The organism is Priestia sp. MDV22-iso46, from assembly GCF_058629175.1.
The window spans coordinates 1,002,659-1,016,596 of the sequence record NZ_JBZVWT010000001.1 but is presented as its reverse complement, the minus strand read 5'-3'; the positions used below and the strand labels follow the sequence as shown (position 1 = coordinate 1,016,596).

At 37.8% G+C, this 13,938-nt stretch carries 19 protein-coding genes; 14 read left to right on the top strand and 5 right to left on the bottom strand.

Features of this window, described 5'->3' with window-relative positions:
• Positions 1-97: 97 nt before the first annotated feature.
• The 4 genes from AC4NPH_RS05345 to AC4NPH_RS05330 all read left to right on the top strand — a co-directional run bounded on the left by AC4NPH_RS05345 (position 98) and on the right by AC4NPH_RS05330 (position 2,397).
• Positions 98-778: a class I SAM-dependent methyltransferase gene (locus tag AC4NPH_RS05345; protein ID WP_097812406.1), complete on the top strand. Its 681-nt coding sequence runs from the start codon at positions 98-100 to the stop codon at positions 776-778.
• Between the two features lie 65 nt (positions 779-843).
• On the top strand, positions 844-972 hold the full coding sequence (locus tag AC4NPH_RS05340; protein WP_013056674.1) for a YuzL family protein: 129 nt from the start codon (positions 844-846) through the stop codon (positions 970-972).
• A gap of 375 nt (positions 973-1,347) precedes the next feature.
• Entirely contained in the window at positions 1,348-1,617 is a 270-nt protein-coding gene (locus AC4NPH_RS05335) for a CD3324 family protein (RefSeq protein WP_013056675.1), read from the top strand.
• A 135-nt stretch (positions 1,618-1,752) separates the two neighbouring features.
• A complete protein-coding gene (locus AC4NPH_RS05330) occupies positions 1,753-2,397 on the top strand; it encodes a FusB/FusC family EF-G-binding protein (RefSeq protein ID WP_097812405.1) in 645 nt (214 codons plus the stop codon).
• A gap of 75 nt (positions 2,398-2,472) precedes the next feature.
• Here AC4NPH_RS05330 and AC4NPH_RS05325 read toward each other — a convergent pair whose 3' ends face one another.
• A complete protein-coding gene (locus AC4NPH_RS05325; RefSeq protein WP_029321314.1) occupies positions 2,473-3,315 on the bottom strand; it encodes a sulfurtransferase in 843 nt (280 codons plus the stop codon).
• A gap of 245 nt (positions 3,316-3,560) precedes the next feature.
• On the opposite strand from AC4NPH_RS05325, the gene AC4NPH_RS05320 reads away from it, so the two are divergent.
• A complete protein-coding gene (locus AC4NPH_RS05320) occupies positions 3,561-4,310 on the top strand; it encodes a Cof-type HAD-IIB family hydrolase (protein ID WP_013056678.1) in 750 nt (249 codons plus the stop codon).
• Between the two features lie 132 nt (positions 4,311-4,442).
• Positions 4,443-5,138 carry a peptidoglycan-binding protein gene (locus AC4NPH_RS05315; protein WP_013056679.1) on the top strand — a complete coding sequence of 232 codons (696 nt, stop codon included), beginning with the start codon at positions 4,443-4,445 and terminating at the stop codon, positions 5,136-5,138.
• 123 nt (positions 5,139-5,261) lie between these two features.
• Here the strand turns inward: AC4NPH_RS05315 and AC4NPH_RS05310 are convergent, their stop codons facing one another.
• Together AC4NPH_RS05310 and AC4NPH_RS05305 are read right to left on the bottom strand one after the other, a co-directional pair.
• On the bottom strand, positions 5,262-5,426 hold the full coding sequence (locus tag AC4NPH_RS05310; RefSeq protein ID WP_013056680.1) for a hypothetical protein: 165 nt from the start codon (positions 5,424-5,426) through the stop codon (positions 5,262-5,264).
• A gap of 466 nt (positions 5,427-5,892) precedes the next feature.
• Complete coding sequence (locus AC4NPH_RS05305) at positions 5,893-6,624, bottom strand: polysaccharide deacetylase family protein (RefSeq protein WP_014460482.1); 732 nt, start codon at positions 6,622-6,624, stop codon at positions 5,893-5,895.
• 160 nt (positions 6,625-6,784) lie between these two features.
• On the opposite strand from AC4NPH_RS05305, the gene AC4NPH_RS05300 reads away from it, so the two are divergent.
• From AC4NPH_RS05300 to AC4NPH_RS05280, 5 genes are all read left to right on the top strand, one after another.
• On the top strand, positions 6,785-7,195 hold the full coding sequence (locus AC4NPH_RS05300; RefSeq protein ID WP_097812403.1) for a hypothetical protein: 411 nt from the start codon (positions 6,785-6,787) through the stop codon (positions 7,193-7,195).
• Between the two features lie 84 nt (positions 7,196-7,279).
• Entirely contained in the window at positions 7,280-7,468 is a 189-nt protein-coding gene (locus AC4NPH_RS05295; RefSeq protein WP_013056683.1) for a hypothetical protein, read from the top strand.
• A gap of 312 nt (positions 7,469-7,780) precedes the next feature.
• The gene (locus AC4NPH_RS05290) at positions 7,781-8,023 is read left to right on the top strand and encodes a hypothetical protein (protein WP_029321328.1); all 243 of its coding nucleotides are present in this window, start codon (positions 7,781-7,783) and stop codon (positions 8,021-8,023) included.
• Positions 8,024-8,044: 21 nt separating this feature from the next.
• A complete protein-coding gene (locus AC4NPH_RS05285; RefSeq protein WP_034275938.1) occupies positions 8,045-8,296 on the top strand; it encodes a hypothetical protein in 252 nt (83 codons plus the stop codon).
• Between the two features lie 345 nt (positions 8,297-8,641).
• Positions 8,642-8,839, top strand: coding sequence for a hypothetical protein (locus AC4NPH_RS05280; protein ID WP_029321332.1), 198 nt, complete (start codon positions 8,642-8,644; stop codon positions 8,837-8,839).
• Positions 8,840-8,849: 10 nt separating this feature from the next.
• On the opposite strand, the gene AC4NPH_RS05275 is transcribed toward AC4NPH_RS05280, so the two are convergent.
• On the bottom strand, positions 8,850-9,095 hold the full coding sequence (locus AC4NPH_RS05275; protein ID WP_025752024.1) for a hypothetical protein: 246 nt from the start codon (positions 9,093-9,095) through the stop codon (positions 8,850-8,852).
• Between the two features lie 103 nt (positions 9,096-9,198).
• Between AC4NPH_RS05275 and AC4NPH_RS05270 the strand changes: the two genes are divergently transcribed.
• Positions 9,199-9,915: a hypothetical protein gene (locus AC4NPH_RS05270; RefSeq protein ID WP_013056684.1), complete on the top strand. Its 717-nt coding sequence runs from the start codon at positions 9,199-9,201 to the stop codon at positions 9,913-9,915.
• Between the two features lie 214 nt (positions 9,916-10,129).
• Here the strand turns inward: AC4NPH_RS05270 and metA are convergent, their stop codons facing one another.
• Entirely contained in the window at positions 10,130-11,041 is a 912-nt protein-coding gene (metA, locus tag AC4NPH_RS05265; protein ID WP_013056685.1) for a homoserine O-acetyltransferase MetA, read from the bottom strand.
• A 352-nt stretch (positions 11,042-11,393) separates the two neighbouring features.
• On the opposite strand from metA, the gene AC4NPH_RS05260 reads away from it, so the two are divergent.
• Together AC4NPH_RS05260 and AC4NPH_RS05255 are read left to right on the top strand one after the other, a co-directional pair.
• Entirely contained in the window at positions 11,394-13,082 is a 1,689-nt protein-coding gene (locus AC4NPH_RS05260) for a formate--tetrahydrofolate ligase (protein WP_055989356.1), read from the top strand.
• Between the two features lie 278 nt (positions 13,083-13,360).
• Positions 13,361-13,879, top strand: coding sequence for a hypothetical protein (locus AC4NPH_RS05255; protein ID WP_063671410.1), 519 nt, complete (start codon positions 13,361-13,363; stop codon positions 13,877-13,879).
• Positions 13,880-13,938 lie beyond the last annotated feature (59 nt).

Here is a 13,938-nt window from a genome sequence, read left to right as displayed (position 1 = left end):
AACACCTTCCTTTACATCTATATGGTTGCTGAAATAGTCGTTTTTATTCATTGCAAAAAGTGATAAGGTAAAGAAAAGAGTACAAAGGGGATAAAAAATGACAACATTTAATTGGCATGATCAAGCTCAAGACGAGTGGAACCAAAAAGTATCATTTTGGAATAGCCGAAGTGAAGAAATGTGGAAAAACGGAAGTCGGAAAACAGTGATTCCATTTATTCAAAAATATCTTAAATCAGGTGGTATGGTGGCAGACGTGGGCTGCGGTGATGGGTTTGGAACGTCTCTTCTAGCTGCTTCTGGATATAAAGCAATCGGTCTTGATTTATCGGAAGAAATGATTCAAAAAGCATCCCAGCTGCATAAAAGTGAAAATTTGTCGTTCGCTCAAGCTGATATTATGAAGCTGCCGCTTTCTTCTGAATCAGTAGAAGGGGTTATGGTAATCAACGCCCTAGAATGGACCGAGCATCCTCGATTAGCTTTGAAGGAATTGTACCGAGTTGTAAAACCAGGAGGATATGCATGCGTAGGTATTCTTGGACCAACTGCTCAGCCTCGTACCAATAGCTTTCGACGATTATATGGTGAACACGTCATTTGCAATACGATGATGCCGTGGGAGTTTGAACAGCTTGCAAAAGAAAATGGATGGGAAGTAATCGATGGCGAAGGTGTATACAAGCGAAATGTTACTGATAAGCTGATTGGACAGCTCCCAAATGAATTAAAGCAAGCTTTAACGTTTCTATGGCTATTTATGCTCAAGAAACAATAAAAACAGCACACCTCTCCTTATATGTAGCTGTACAAAGGGTACACTACAAATTGGAGGTGAGTGACATGAGTAAAATTAAAAAAGACCGCTCAAAATCAGAGCTAGGTTCACCAAATGTAGAAGGACAAGGGACGACCACTTCTGAACAAGGTGTTCAAAGCAGTTCAGCTAACAAAAAGCAGAAGCGTTCATAACAAAAATAAAACGAACCTGCAGGGAGAACAACGAGCTCACTGCAAGTTCGTTTTATTTTTGGTGTCATCTTTATAAGTAAGAAGGTGTTGTGTGCAAGATTATAGATAGCTTATAATAAAATCTGAGCCAATAATTGTAATTTTATACAAGTTTGGTTTACAGTCGATGTAAAGTGGAGGTGTAATAAATGGTAAATAAAAGATGTTTACCGGATACTGCAGCGTCTCATGCAAAGCCTGATATTAGAAAGGCGATACTTTGCATGGGGTGGACGGTTTAGTAATAGACATCGCCTAACCGCGCATATCTCATTTCTAATATATACGGCTTTGCCCCTTATTGTATAAGCAAAACCACATAAGGAGCTGGCAGAAATGACGTATGTAAAAGCAACAAATGTTTTACCTGAAGAGCTGATTAGTGAAATTCAAAAATATATTCAAGGAGAAACCATTTATATTCCAAAGCCGCAGAAGGCAAAAAGAAAATGGGGAACTTGCTCTGGTGGAAGAAAGTTGATTGACGAGCGAAACGAACGGATTAAGAATTTCTTTGAAAAAGGAACTTCAATTGAGGAACTAGCCCGTGAATACTTTTTATCAACCGAAACCATCAAAAAAATTGTATATAAAAAGCAACGGTAGAAATCAAGCGCTGGCAACTGAATGCCCGCGCTTTTTTAGGTATAGTTTATTTCTGATTTATTTTTTACATTTCATAAAAGGAATCTGTACGGTAAAGTAAAAAGTAGCTGATTAAATGAAGAAGGAGTGAAGAACGTGGAAGCGTTTATAAGAAATGATCAATATAACTTTATCAAAAGCCAAACGCAAATCCTTATCAATGGGCATGGAACAGTAAACAATTCTGATGTGCTGCAGGCTTTAAAAGCTCTTGCAAAAGAAAAAGTATTAAATGTGTTTGATGTTCTTAGCGAGGAACAGGAAGAATTACTGCTGTCAGTTGCTGAAGTTAGAAATAAGGAGCAAGCAGAGGTGTTTTTAGAAACGATAAAGCCTTACGTGATTCCATTTAAATCTTTTACAGAAGCTGGCGTAAAAAAGTTGTTTCCAAAAGTGAAAAAGTTAAAAGTCCCTTCTGCTGATAGCATTGATATAACGAGCATTTCCTATGTTAGCTGGATCGATAAAGGCTCAAACAGAAAGTTTATCGTAGCGCAGGAGCCGTATACCCAGAAGTTAAAAGGTATTCAAGGAACGTTTAAGCCTATCAATCAGAAAGGAATATGCACGCTTTGCCACAGCTACGAGGAAGTCGGTATGTTCACTGCTGAAATCAAAGGAACTGTTCAAGGGACATTTACACAACGAGGAAATTATATTTGTCAAGATAGCGAAGCATGTAATCAAAATTTGCTTACCTTAGAGCGGCTTCATGATTTTATGTTAAGGCTCAGCAAATAACATGCGGCTAATAAGAAGAATACAAAAAAAGAAGGTTCAGTCCCTATACTTTTGGTGAGACTGAGCCTTCTTTGTCTATCTGTTTTTCTCGATTGGATTGTCACGATAGCTAATCCAATCGCTCCAGCTGCCGGCATATAATTTTACATTTGGAAAACCTGCTGATTTTAAAGCTAAAACGTTAGGGCAAGCAGATACACCCGATCCGCAGTATACAATGATTTCAGCGTGAGAATCAATAGCAGAAAACATCTCCTTCCACTCTTTATCTGTTTTCCATAAACCTTCTGAAGTTAACACATCTTGCCAAAAAGAATGAATGGCGCCTGGAATATGTCCTGCTACAAAATCAATGGGTTCTTCTAAGCCGAGATATCTCTTTTTTTCACGAGAGTCGACAAGAACAACATTAGGGTTATGAAGATTCTCTTTTACGTATTCAACTCCTGCAAGTCCCCAATCTTGTTGAACGAAAGGTACAAAAGTTTGAGGAGAAGCTGCTGGAACGCTCTTAGTTGTTTCATATCCCGATTGTTTCCAGTTAGTAAAACCTCCATTTAAAATTTGTACGTATTCAATTCCTATATATCGCAGTAGCCACCATGCTCTTGAAGCCATCATCCCATTTTGTTCATCATAAACGACGACTCTGGAATCAGCATTAATTCCTAAGCTGCCGAGCTTTTGAGCTAGCTTTTGAACATCGGGCAGCGGGTGTCTGCCTCCGTGGGAAGTAGCCACAGAGGACAAATCTTTTTCTAAATCCAAATAATGAGCATCCGGGAGGTGCTCATTTTGATAAGCATCTGAGCCTGCCTCAGGCTTTCCAAGGGTAAATCGGCAGTCAAGCAAAATAATGGATTGTTGGGGTTGTTGCAATGCAGTATGTAATTCGCGTGGTGAAATAATAGTATTCATAATATTCACATCCTTTTACCAACATTCTAGTTGAAATAAATAAAAATAAAAAGCGTTAAATATAAATTACGGCAAAGCTATTTTATTTTCCTTCAATTATTCCCCGTAGAATAATTGACCATTTCAGCATTTATCTGATGCAGAGGGAAATGCTCCTGTGCTACAGTTGTAGTAAGAGTTACATAGTGTAAGCCAAATGTTCAGCGTAATGTTATATCTACTATTCATAAGAAGGAGAGAGAAAGATGCCAACAAATGAAAAAAAAGAATTTAAACTGATTGCACTAGATATGGATGGAACGCTGCTGAACAATCAGCAGGAAATTTCTAAAGAAAATCGTGAGGCCATTGCTAAAGCTCAAGAACAAGGTGTTCATGTGGTGCTAAGCACGGGGCGATCTCTTTTAACATGCCGTGAATATGCGCAGTCTCTTCAGCTGTCTTCTTACCTTATTACAGTAAACGGAAGCGAAATCTGGGATGAATCTGGACAGCTTGTAGAACGAAAGTTAATTGATGCTTCTTCCATCGAGAAGATGTGGAATTTAACGCAAGAGCATAAGCTTAACTTTTGGGCTGTGACTACGGATAAAGTATGGAGAGATGAATTTCCAGAAGATATTGCTTCACAGGAATGGCTGAAGTTTGGCTACGATATTCCAGATGATGCTTTACGAGAAGAAGTGCTGAAACAAATAGCAGGCATTTCAGATTTTGAAATCAGCAACTCTAGTTTAACGAATCTAGAAATTAATGCACTTGGTATTAACAAAGCAAAAGGGATTATGACGGTATGTGAACGTTTGGGCATTTCAATGGATGAAGTCATTGCAATGGGAGACAGCTTAAATGATATGGCTATGATTGAAGCGGCAGGTTGTGGAATCGCCATGGGAAATGCTCAGGAAGCTGTAAAAGAAGCAGCGGACTGGGTGACAGATACAAATGTCAATAACGGAGTAGCGAAGGCTATCAGCCACTGGGTGCTGAAATAACAGCAGCTCTACACAGCAGGCACTGTTGCACCATTTAACTACTTCCCGCATAAACTGATACTGGATGCCTCCCTTAGAGTTCGTCTTATACGTATATATAAGGAGAAGCCATCTAGTTAAGGAGTGGGGAGTATGAGCGGTTTATCATTAGACAAGCTGTTAAAAAAAGCAGAAAATAAGTTGCAGAATGTACATGAAATAGTGCAAGAAAAATCGTACGAGCTCATTAGGCAAGCATATAAAGAAAGCATATTTGTTGTGATAACTGAAGGATTTAGATCGATAGAGCAGCAGCATAAACTATATTCAAAAGGCCGAGCAACACCAGGAAGTATCGTGACTAATGCTAAAGGCGGCTATTCTTATCATAATTATGGACTAGCTTTTGATATTGCGCTGCTTGATGACAACGGAGAAGTTGACTGGACCATTGATCGAAGATGGAAAAAAGCGGGAGAGATAGGAAAAAGGATCGGGTTGGAATGGGGAGGAGATTGGACAAGCTTAAAAGATTACCCTCATTTTCAATATACATTCGGTTTATCTTTGTCGGAGCTTCGAAGTGGAAAAAAACCTGAGAAACAGACGGAAAAGGCTTCAAGAGTGCTAATTGAATACGGAGGTCGAGGAAATCATGTACAGTTAATTCAACGTATGCTTATTCACTTAGGTTATTCTCTTTCTGGAGGAGCAGACGGTATATTCGGGTCTTCCACTCTCAAAGCGGTAAAAGCTTTTCAACAAGCACTTTATCTGCAGGTAGATGGAATAGTTGGACCGAAGACACTCGAAAAACTCTATAGAAATTTTAATAAAACTATGTTCTAAATAACCATAAAAATATGAGAACGAGAAAAGGAAGAAAAGAGATGGATGGAAATCGTCTCTTTTCTTCCTTTTCTGTAGTTATAGTAGAAAAACTGAAATTTATAAAGAAATAAAAAGGATTTTCTAAGCGTAAGAAACGTTCACGTGATCTAACTGGATAACATTGCTCAACAACACGATATCTTTATATATTTCACTTTTTACAGAGGCGTTTGAACAGTTTTGATAGTCTTTCAACAAGCGGCCAAGTTCTTTAATAAATAACAACGTCTCTTGTTCATTAATCATAGTCAAAACTCCTTGTTTAGAAATGAATCCAGGTCATTATATAGGAATTCTATCATATCTATACGCACCTGTTGACAAAAAAAGTTCGTCAATTTTTTTGTGAGAAGAAGAAATTTAGGGATATGTGGAATGCGTTCGACTCTCTCATTTTATCTATATGCAGCTTGTCTAAAAATATGAGAGTAGTTATAGTATAATATTTACTCCTAATCATGCAACTTAAAACCTATTTTAGAGGTTATCCGTAAATTCCCTCTATTGTAGAGCGATGGAACAAAAAAAGAATGCCTCATTTTGTATCTTTAGTATGATAACGTTTTGAAGAAATAAGGCATATGTTTGAGTTTTAAGATGGATTTGAATTAGATCTTTTGACACGCTCTTTTTGTAGGAGGGGCATATTTACTTTCTATTAAGGGAAATCGTAAAGCTCCAACGAGTTTCTAAATCAGAAACTCGTTGGAGCTTAATTTTTTGGATAAGGGATGTGCAAAAGTTCTGGGACGGTCACAAAATGATATCCTTCTTGTTTAAGTCTAGGAATGATGGTATCCAGCGACTTTGCGGTGTTGGAAAGGTCCATGGTCCAATGGCCTCCGTCGTGCATCAAAACAATTGTTCCGGCATGCATGTTCTTAAATACATTCTTGGTGATTTCTGCTTCTGGGATTTGCTTCCAGTCTAATGAATCAGAAGACCAGTTAATCGCATAGACATTTTCATTTGGCAGCTCGCTGATCATTTCTTGCGTTAAATTTCCATATGGAGGACGAAACAGCTGTGTTTCAAAACCGGTAATGTTTTTAATAATAGCCTGAGTTTTGGCAATTTCCCAGTGAAACTTTTCAGTCGATTCTTTTAGTAAATTGGGGTGCCAATAGGTATGAATCCCAACAGCATGACCTTCAGCTACCATTCTTTTCACCAGCTCAGGATGTTCGTGAGCTTTTGCCCCAATAAGAAAAAAGGTTGCTTTAATACCATGCTTTTTCAATTGGTCCAATACATGTGGAGTAAAGCGCGGATCCGGTCCATCATCAAATGTTAGGGCGGTTTGCTTTAGGTGGTTATTACCTTGATAAAGCAAACGGTCACGCACAGCTATATTTTTTACTTGTTCCGCTTTACATAGTGCAGGAAGGGCTCCATTAAATAAGAAGCACAGTGTGAGAAGCAGTATACTAATTCTTCGTATCATGTACATGCACGCTCCTTTCTAGGACAAAGTATAACGTTATGATACCCGATTAAAAAATTTGTATGAAGCTGAATTGCCCTTTTGTTCCAAAACGTATGATATGCATGAAACAGCGCACTATAATAAACAGTTACTATTAGGTCAAGAAAGGAAAAAACAGATGAAAAAAATACTGATCGCTGTAGCATTAATCTTTTCGCTAAGTTTATCTCCCTTAGCTGAATATATTTCCTATCACGATGACTATAACGCAAATGCAAGGTCGTATCGTTCGGGAAAGCGTTCGTTTAATAGACAGCCAAGCGTTAGACAAAATGAGCCAAGGTCTAATTTTTCAAACCGCAGAAATGGAACGGTAAATCGAGGCGTTACTCGTTCAAACCGCGGGGGATTCGCCCGTGGACTTCTGTATGGAGGGCTAGCAGGACTTTTATTTGGAGGTTTGCTTGGTCATATGGGGGCACTGGGCGGGATTTTTGGGTTATTAATTAATATTTTGGCTATTGTGCTTGTCATTAATTTAATTCTGCGCTTTTTTCGCTCTTCTCGCCGCGACAATAATTGGAGATAGGCCGTAATTGCTGTCATAAACTGATAAGAAAGCTCCATATAAATAAGAAAACGCTTTCTATAGTTAATCGAAAGGATGAAACGTATGTCAGCAAACAGACAGCGCAGCAAGTACTTGGCGTTTTGCACAGAATGCGGTCTCCCAAACAGGTTAACATTGTTTCTTTTAAGACAGTACGTTGCGACAGACGAATATAGCGGATTTTACTGTGGAAATTGCGGAAGTCGAAATGAATTTCCAGACTCTGTCATTGAATATATTAAAGAGCTATAAAACACAATCTCTTAAAAGATTGTGTTTTATTTTTTAGTAAAACTATGTTCTAAATGCGAATTAAAGAGAAAAACATAGCTGTGTACAAAAAAGAAACGATGACTAAATACTTTTTTTAGCCAAGATAATCGAGAAATTCCCCATTTCACGCTTGCTAATTAGGGGTAGTGCAAAACGGCTTATGAGAAGAACATTTAAAATTAGTGGCTGTAGAAATGACTAACATTTGTAACTGCAGAAAATCGATTGAACCATCCTTTAAAAGAACGCATATACTACATTAAAATTTTTAAAAAACGGAGGAATGGACTAATGCCTGTTTCCGTCATTTTTAACCAAATAAATGTGGTGAGCATGGTTTCCAATTCAGTAATTGCTTCGGGACAAAATAGCCAGCCAGATTGGAATTCCCAAGGTAAATTTAACTTAGGAAACGGATTTGCTGTAAATTCAGCTATATTGGGCAGTACGAATATCATTAATGATCAGGATGTTTGTGACACGCCAATTACCCAGCCGGAAAATATTAATCCTCAACCAGTTTCTCAGTTCTAGGAAAACAGAAGACGAAAGAAGTTGAAAAAGTTGATTATAAAATTTACTAATCTTAATGTTACGTATATTTCTACTAATTCTGGTATTTTCACAGGGGAAAATACTCAATCAGATTGGCAAGTAAATTGGAAAAGTAATACGGGGTTTGGTGAAATAATCGGCTATAACAACTTTGCCTCTCAAATTGTAAATATCATTAACGATAATGACGTCGTTGATTCCTATTTTTCTGAAAATATAGATGTCAACAACGCCCCTGTTACACAAAGTTAAATGAGGAAAAACGGGTTCCGCAAATACCCGTTTAAGCACTCTATTAATTATTCTGTTAGAGTGGCGAGAATAGATTAGTAATAGAGTTAAACCATCTTTTATACAGATGGTTTTTTGCTAGCTTATTTTAGGGTGTAATCGCAGCTATTAACATAGACTAAAAGGTAATGACAGGAATACTTTTATCGTAAACGGAGTAAGTATCATAGAAAAGACGTAAAAGCTCAAATGGTTAAAGTGACATTCAATTTGAGGTAAATAGATAAGAATTTAAACATAAGATAATGTATTTTCAGTTTTATATTGAATCAGATGAAGCAAACTTCTGTCTGTGAGGTGTTGTCTATGGCTAATATTCACTATCATTCGATTAAAGTAAACAAAATTCAAAATAGTTCAGGCCTATTTTACGGCGTTAATATTCAATATAAGTGGAATCATAAAAGTCGAATTTCTGATGGTTTCGGAAAAGTAGTTGGTAATTCTAATAAAATTTTAAATAATACCACCATTGCGAAAATCCCTAAAAAGAATGATGAATAAAAACGTAGAGTCAATCCTCCTTTCTGACCTGTTCAAAAGAATCATTTACATCATCTTCACCAAGAACAAGATGTGTGTTATAGGATAGTTGATTATCATCTCCCAAAATTGTACCAAAACCTGAATTACTGCTGCTGATCGTAGTTTCCCAATTTTGTTGCACATTCTTCCCTATAAAAACTCCTGCGTTGTTTTTAACCGCATTTACGGTGAGATCATCAAAAACGATCTGAGGAGAACGAAGATGTATTTTCATAATTCCTCCCGATACATATGAGACATTAATAGAAGTCATCTAATACACTATTGTATGTTGTAGATGGGCTAAAAGTGTTAAATCAAATAAGGGGTCAAACTCTATGGATGAAAAGGTGCTGAATATACTCCAAAACATTGAAAAAAGGCTTACAGATTTAGAAAAAAACATGAATGAACTTTCAAAAAAAACGGTCCATTCTTTTCATTTAGATATAAAGAACGTTCAAACACTAAACTTGGACGAACTGTCTTATTATTTAGAGCACATTGATGTAAAGGAACTTAGTGGAACTTTGAATATTGGTAATACTTTTCCTTCGCAAACGAATCAATATCAAGCGCCGGGAAAGAAAGGTAAAAAAACAACAAATGAATCTGATGTCAGTCGAAAATCGGGTAGTCAGAATAATAAAGAAAAGGGTCCTTCTGAAATATCAGTTAAAATTAATGAAAGAAGTGTCCCTTATACACTAACCCATACGGAAGAAATGGGGGAGCCTGATCAAGCTCTAGAATCAGCTTTTAGCATAGGTGACATCCACATTGGCACAATTGAAGATGCTTCAGCTGTGAATTTTGGCAATAATTTTCCGACAAACTTCAGAAGTCATAAAAAAGTGAGTCAAGGATTTGGCAATATTTTAGGCAACCAAAATGACATTCAGGACATCTTATCCTCTTTGGAAGAAAAAGATATATCAGAAGTATACAATGAAAGCCAAGACGGTAAGCCGCCCCAATGGCTGGACACAATGATAGAAGAACAAAAAAAGGAAATGGATGAAACAAAACTAAATGAAGATGAAAAGGGGGAATGAGCAATAGTATGTGAATGTTAGATCTCAAAAGCAGTGTTGTTGATGCTGAATTTCTGAAAGAAAGCTTTAATTGCGGAATAAAGAAGAATTAGTAATAGAAAACCTGCTTCTCTAAACGAGCAGCAGGTTTTCTATTTTATTTCTCATTTGCTGCAGTTTTAACATAAAAAAGAGCATGCGTAATTTAATTGAACACTGGGACAGAGCGGTTCTTTCATTCCCACAGATATGGAGTCTCTTGGTAAACATAATAGTTCAACCAATTCATAAACAGCAGGTTGGCATGAGAACGCCATGTTTTTAAAGGGTTTTTGTCAGGATCATTGTTTGGGAAATAGTGTTCCGGAAGCTTTGGCTCTAGCCCTTTTTCTGTATCTCGAAGAAATTCTTCCTGCAGTGTTTGAACGTCGTATTCTGGGTGTCCTGTAACGAAAACAAACTTTTCGTCTTTAGACATCGCCATATAAACACCAGCTTCCTCAGAGTAGGAAAGAAGCTCAAGGTCAGGATGGTTTTTTACTTCATTCATGTCGACGTCGGTGTGACGAGAATGAGGAGAATAAAAGACATCATCAAATCCTCGCAGCAGCTTAATCGGTTCTTCACTCGATACAACATGTGTAAATACACCCGTGCATTTATCAGAAAGAGGTCGCTTGTCAATGCCAAAGTGATGATAAAGTCCGGCTTGAGCTCCCCAACAGATATGAAGGGTAGAAGTCACATTTGTTTTACACCAATCCATAATTTCTTGAAGTTCTTTCCAGTAGTTTACTTCTTCAAATGGTATATGTTCTACAGGTGCTCCTGTAATAATCATTCCGTCATATTTTCGTTCTTTAATTTGTTCAAACGTTTTATAAAACTGATCTAGGTGATTTTTACTCGTTGTTTTTGCTTTATGGCTTGCTGTGTAAAGAAGTGTAATATGCACTTGCAGCGGTGAGTTCCCGAGTAAACGTAATAATTGCGTTTCAGCTTTTTCTTTTTCCGGCATTAAGTTTAGGATAACAATATTAAGCGGGCGAATTTCTTGGTTAACCGCGCGCACGTCGTCCATGATGAAAATTCTCTCTTTTTCTAAAATTTCTTTTGCCGGAAGATCACGTGGAATATTAATAGGCAATAAAATTCCTCCTATTCGATTTCGAAGTAATGACGCGTATAAATGTTCTTTCTCACGTGAAGATGAGGTTCAACATTTATGTACAATATACTATTATAGGAATATACAGAATATTAAGCAATTGAATTTTGAAAAAAAAAGAGCATTAATATGCGTAATGGCTAAAATGAAATGGTACAATAAGGTTAAACTGGAGCGTTGCTATGCTTTTTTAGCGTGACTGAAACTCAGTAAAATTTATAGCACAGTCGTTCCTGTATTCATTAAACTTCATATCTCCCCCAGAAAACGGATTTTATCCTTTTTTGATGAAGTGTTTAAAAAGAATTCTCAGCAGAAAAGGGGTTTTTATATGACAACTAAGAAGCAAATAAAAAGTGATTTGCAAATTGCACAAGAGGCAACGATTAAACCGATTAAAGAGATTGCCGAGCAGCTAGATATTTTAGAGGCCGAGTTAGAGCCGTATGGACATTATAAAGCCAAGCTTTCTTTGTCCGTTATGGAACGTTTACACACAAAACAAGATGGAAAAGTGATTTTAGTTACAGCTATTAATCCAACTCCAGCAGGAGAAGGGAAGTCGACAGTGACGGTTGGCTTAGCTCAGGCATTACATAGATTAGGTAAAAAAGCGATTGTCGCCATGCGTGAACCATCTCTTGGTCCGGTAATGGGAATTAAAGGAGGTGCCGCTGGAGGCGGTTATGCTCAAGTGCTTCCAATGGAGGATATTAACTTGCACTTTACTGGAGACCTGCATGCCATCACAACAGCTAACAACGCGCTGGCCGCTATTTTGGATAACCATATACATCAAGGCAATGAACTGCGCATTGATACACGTAAAATCACGTGGAAACGAGTGGTTGATTTAAACGACCGCGCGTTGCGTCAGGTTGTCATTGGATTAGGTGGTCCGATGCAAGGTGTTCCTCGAGAAGATGGATTTGATATTACGGTGGCATCAGAAATTATGGCTATTTTCTGCTTAGCGTCAGATTTACAAGACTTAAAACGTCGCTTAGCGTCTATTGTGGTAGCTTACAACATGGATAATGAGCCTGTAACGGTTGCAGACTTAGGTGCACAAGGAGCGCTTACTCTTCTTTTAAAAGACGCGATTAAACCAAACCTTGTACAGACGTTGGAACATACTCCAGCTCTCATTCACGGAGGTCCTTTTGCTAATATTGCCCACGGCTGCAATAGCGTCATTGCAACAAAAATGGCTGCAAAACTAGGCGACTATGTAGTAACAGAAGCGGGATTCGGGGCAGATTTAGGCGCAGAAAAATTCCTAAATATTAAAGCTCGTATGGCAGATATTAAACCAGAAACGGTGGTAATCGTTGCGACAATTCGCGCTCTGAAAATGCATGGAGGCGTTCCTAAAGAGCGGTTAAATGAAGAAAACATTGAGGCATTAGAAGCGGGAATTGAAAACCTTGAAAAGCATATTGAAACGATTCAAGCATTCGGCGTTCCTTATGTTGTAGCCGTGAACCGTTTTGTAACGGATTCAAAAGGCGAAGTAGAAGCGCTTATGAATTGGTGTACTTCAAAGAATGTTCCCGTTGCTTTAACAGAAGTTTGGGAAAAAGGCGGAGAAGGCGGCGTCATGCTTGCTGAAAAACTTCTTGAAGTCATGAACGAGACAGAAAGTCAATTTTCTCCTCTTTACGAGGTGTCAGCTTCGATTCCAGAAAAAGTAGAAGCTATTGCTAAAACCGTATACGGAGCAAAAGGCGTAGATTTTGCTCCAAAAGCGTTAAAGCAAATACAGCAATTTGAAGCAAACGGTTGGGATCATCTGCCGATCTGTATGGCCAAAACGCAGTATTCGTTAAGTGATGATCAGACGAAGCTTGGGCGACCAACTGATTTTAAGATTACGGTAAGGGAATTCCGTCCTTCACTCGGAGCTGGGTTTCTCGTGGCGCTAACAGGTTCAATTATGACAATGCCTGGACTTCCAAAAAAACCTGCTGCGCTCAATATGGATATTGACGAGAATGGACATGCACTAGGGATTTTTTAAGAGAAGAGGCTAGGGTAAGAGTATTTTAGTTGAAGGAAAATCCGAACGATGAAGCAAGATTCTTGATGAAGAATCAAACTCGTTCGGATTTTTTCATAGTTATGGTAAAAATAAGTTTCATGGGTGTAGTGGCTTCTAGATGTAGATTGGGTGGACTTAGTTGTGTCTCAATCTCTTTCTTGCAATATAAAATAAAATAACAGGTATGTTATGAATTAATTTGGCAAGAAAGAAGAAGAGCTGACTGTTCGTATTTTATAAAAAAGGAAGTAGTTGAAATGTTTGATCCGATTGTATTTGATAATTTAAAAGTTGTTGTAGAAGGAGAGATCTATGATCTTGACTTATCTGGGCAAGTATCTGTTACGAATCGCGAAGATTTTGTAGACTTAGCTCAGTTTACTCGAACGTACCGCATTTCTTTTCAACAGCATTTTTGCTGTACCGCGTCGCTAACTTTATCAACCGACTTAGACAACATTCATGCCGAATTAACGCCTTCCCGTGTAGAAAAACCAGGGTGTACAGTTTATATTCATTTTCAGCTGAAAAAACAAAAACCGTTTGAAGAAGCTGAGTTTCAAAACATACAGGAAATGTGTGAGAGGATCTGGGGAACAACAAGAGTTGTTAAGCAGCGTATTACTCATGAAGTCGGAGGAAGTGAATACGAAAACAATATTGAGGTAACCTTTAACCGATTTATTTACGAAGACCAAGTAGGAGATTTAATCGAGATGGTTGATTACATGCTGCAAACGACTGATCAGCTAAAGGTTCTTTACGACAAATCATAAGAGCGTTTCAGTTGTACTTCCGAAATAAAGTGAATTACAATAGGGAAAAGGAGGCGTTT

Bases quoted from the DNA above. Each gene is read 5' to 3' on its own strand.
- AC4NPH_RS05320 (WP_013056678.1), top strand. From the start codon at position 3,561: ATGCCAACAAATGAAAAAAAAGAATTTAAACTGATTGCACTAGATATG.
- AC4NPH_RS05295 (WP_013056683.1), top strand. From the start codon at position 7,280: ATGTCAGCAAACAGACAGCGCAGCAAGTACTTGGCGTTTTGCACAGAA.
- AC4NPH_RS05260 (WP_055989356.1), top strand. From the start codon at position 11,394: ATGACAACTAAGAAGCAAATAAAAAGTGATTTGCAAATTGCACAAGAG.
- AC4NPH_RS05340 (WP_013056674.1), top strand. From the start codon at position 844: ATGAGTAAAATTAAAAAAGACCGCTCAAAATCAGAGCTAGGTTCACCA.
- AC4NPH_RS05310 (WP_013056680.1), bottom strand. From the start codon at position 5,426: ATGATTAATGAACAAGAGACGTTGTTATTTATTAAAGAACTTGGCCGC.
- AC4NPH_RS05315 (WP_013056679.1), top strand. From the start codon at position 4,443: ATGAGCGGTTTATCATTAGACAAGCTGTTAAAAAAAGCAGAAAATAAG.
- AC4NPH_RS05335 (WP_013056675.1), top strand. From the start codon at position 1,348: ATGACGTATGTAAAAGCAACAAATGTTTTACCTGAAGAGCTGATTAGT.
- AC4NPH_RS05280 (WP_029321332.1), top strand. From the start codon at position 8,642: ATGGCTAATATTCACTATCATTCGATTAAAGTAAACAAAATTCAAAAT.
- AC4NPH_RS05305 (WP_014460482.1), bottom strand. From the start codon at position 6,624: ATGATACGAAGAATTAGTATACTGCTTCTCACACTGTGCTTCTTATTT.
- AC4NPH_RS05255 (WP_063671410.1), top strand. From the start codon at position 13,361: ATGTTTGATCCGATTGTATTTGATAATTTAAAAGTTGTTGTAGAAGGA.
- AC4NPH_RS05345 (WP_097812406.1), top strand. From the start codon at position 98: ATGACAACATTTAATTGGCATGATCAAGCTCAAGACGAGTGGAACCAA.
- AC4NPH_RS05290 (WP_029321328.1), top strand. From the start codon at position 7,781: ATGCCTGTTTCCGTCATTTTTAACCAAATAAATGTGGTGAGCATGGTT.
- AC4NPH_RS05270 (WP_013056684.1), top strand. From the start codon at position 9,199: ATGGATGAAAAGGTGCTGAATATACTCCAAAACATTGAAAAAAGGCTT.
- AC4NPH_RS05325 (WP_029321314.1), bottom strand. From the start codon at position 3,315: ATGAATACTATTATTTCACCACGCGAATTACATACTGCATTGCAACAA.
- AC4NPH_RS05275 (WP_025752024.1), bottom strand. From the start codon at position 9,095: ATGAAAATACATCTTCGTTCTCCTCAGATCGTTTTTGATGATCTCACC.
- AC4NPH_RS05300 (WP_097812403.1), top strand. From the start codon at position 6,785: ATGAAAAAAATACTGATCGCTGTAGCATTAATCTTTTCGCTAAGTTTA.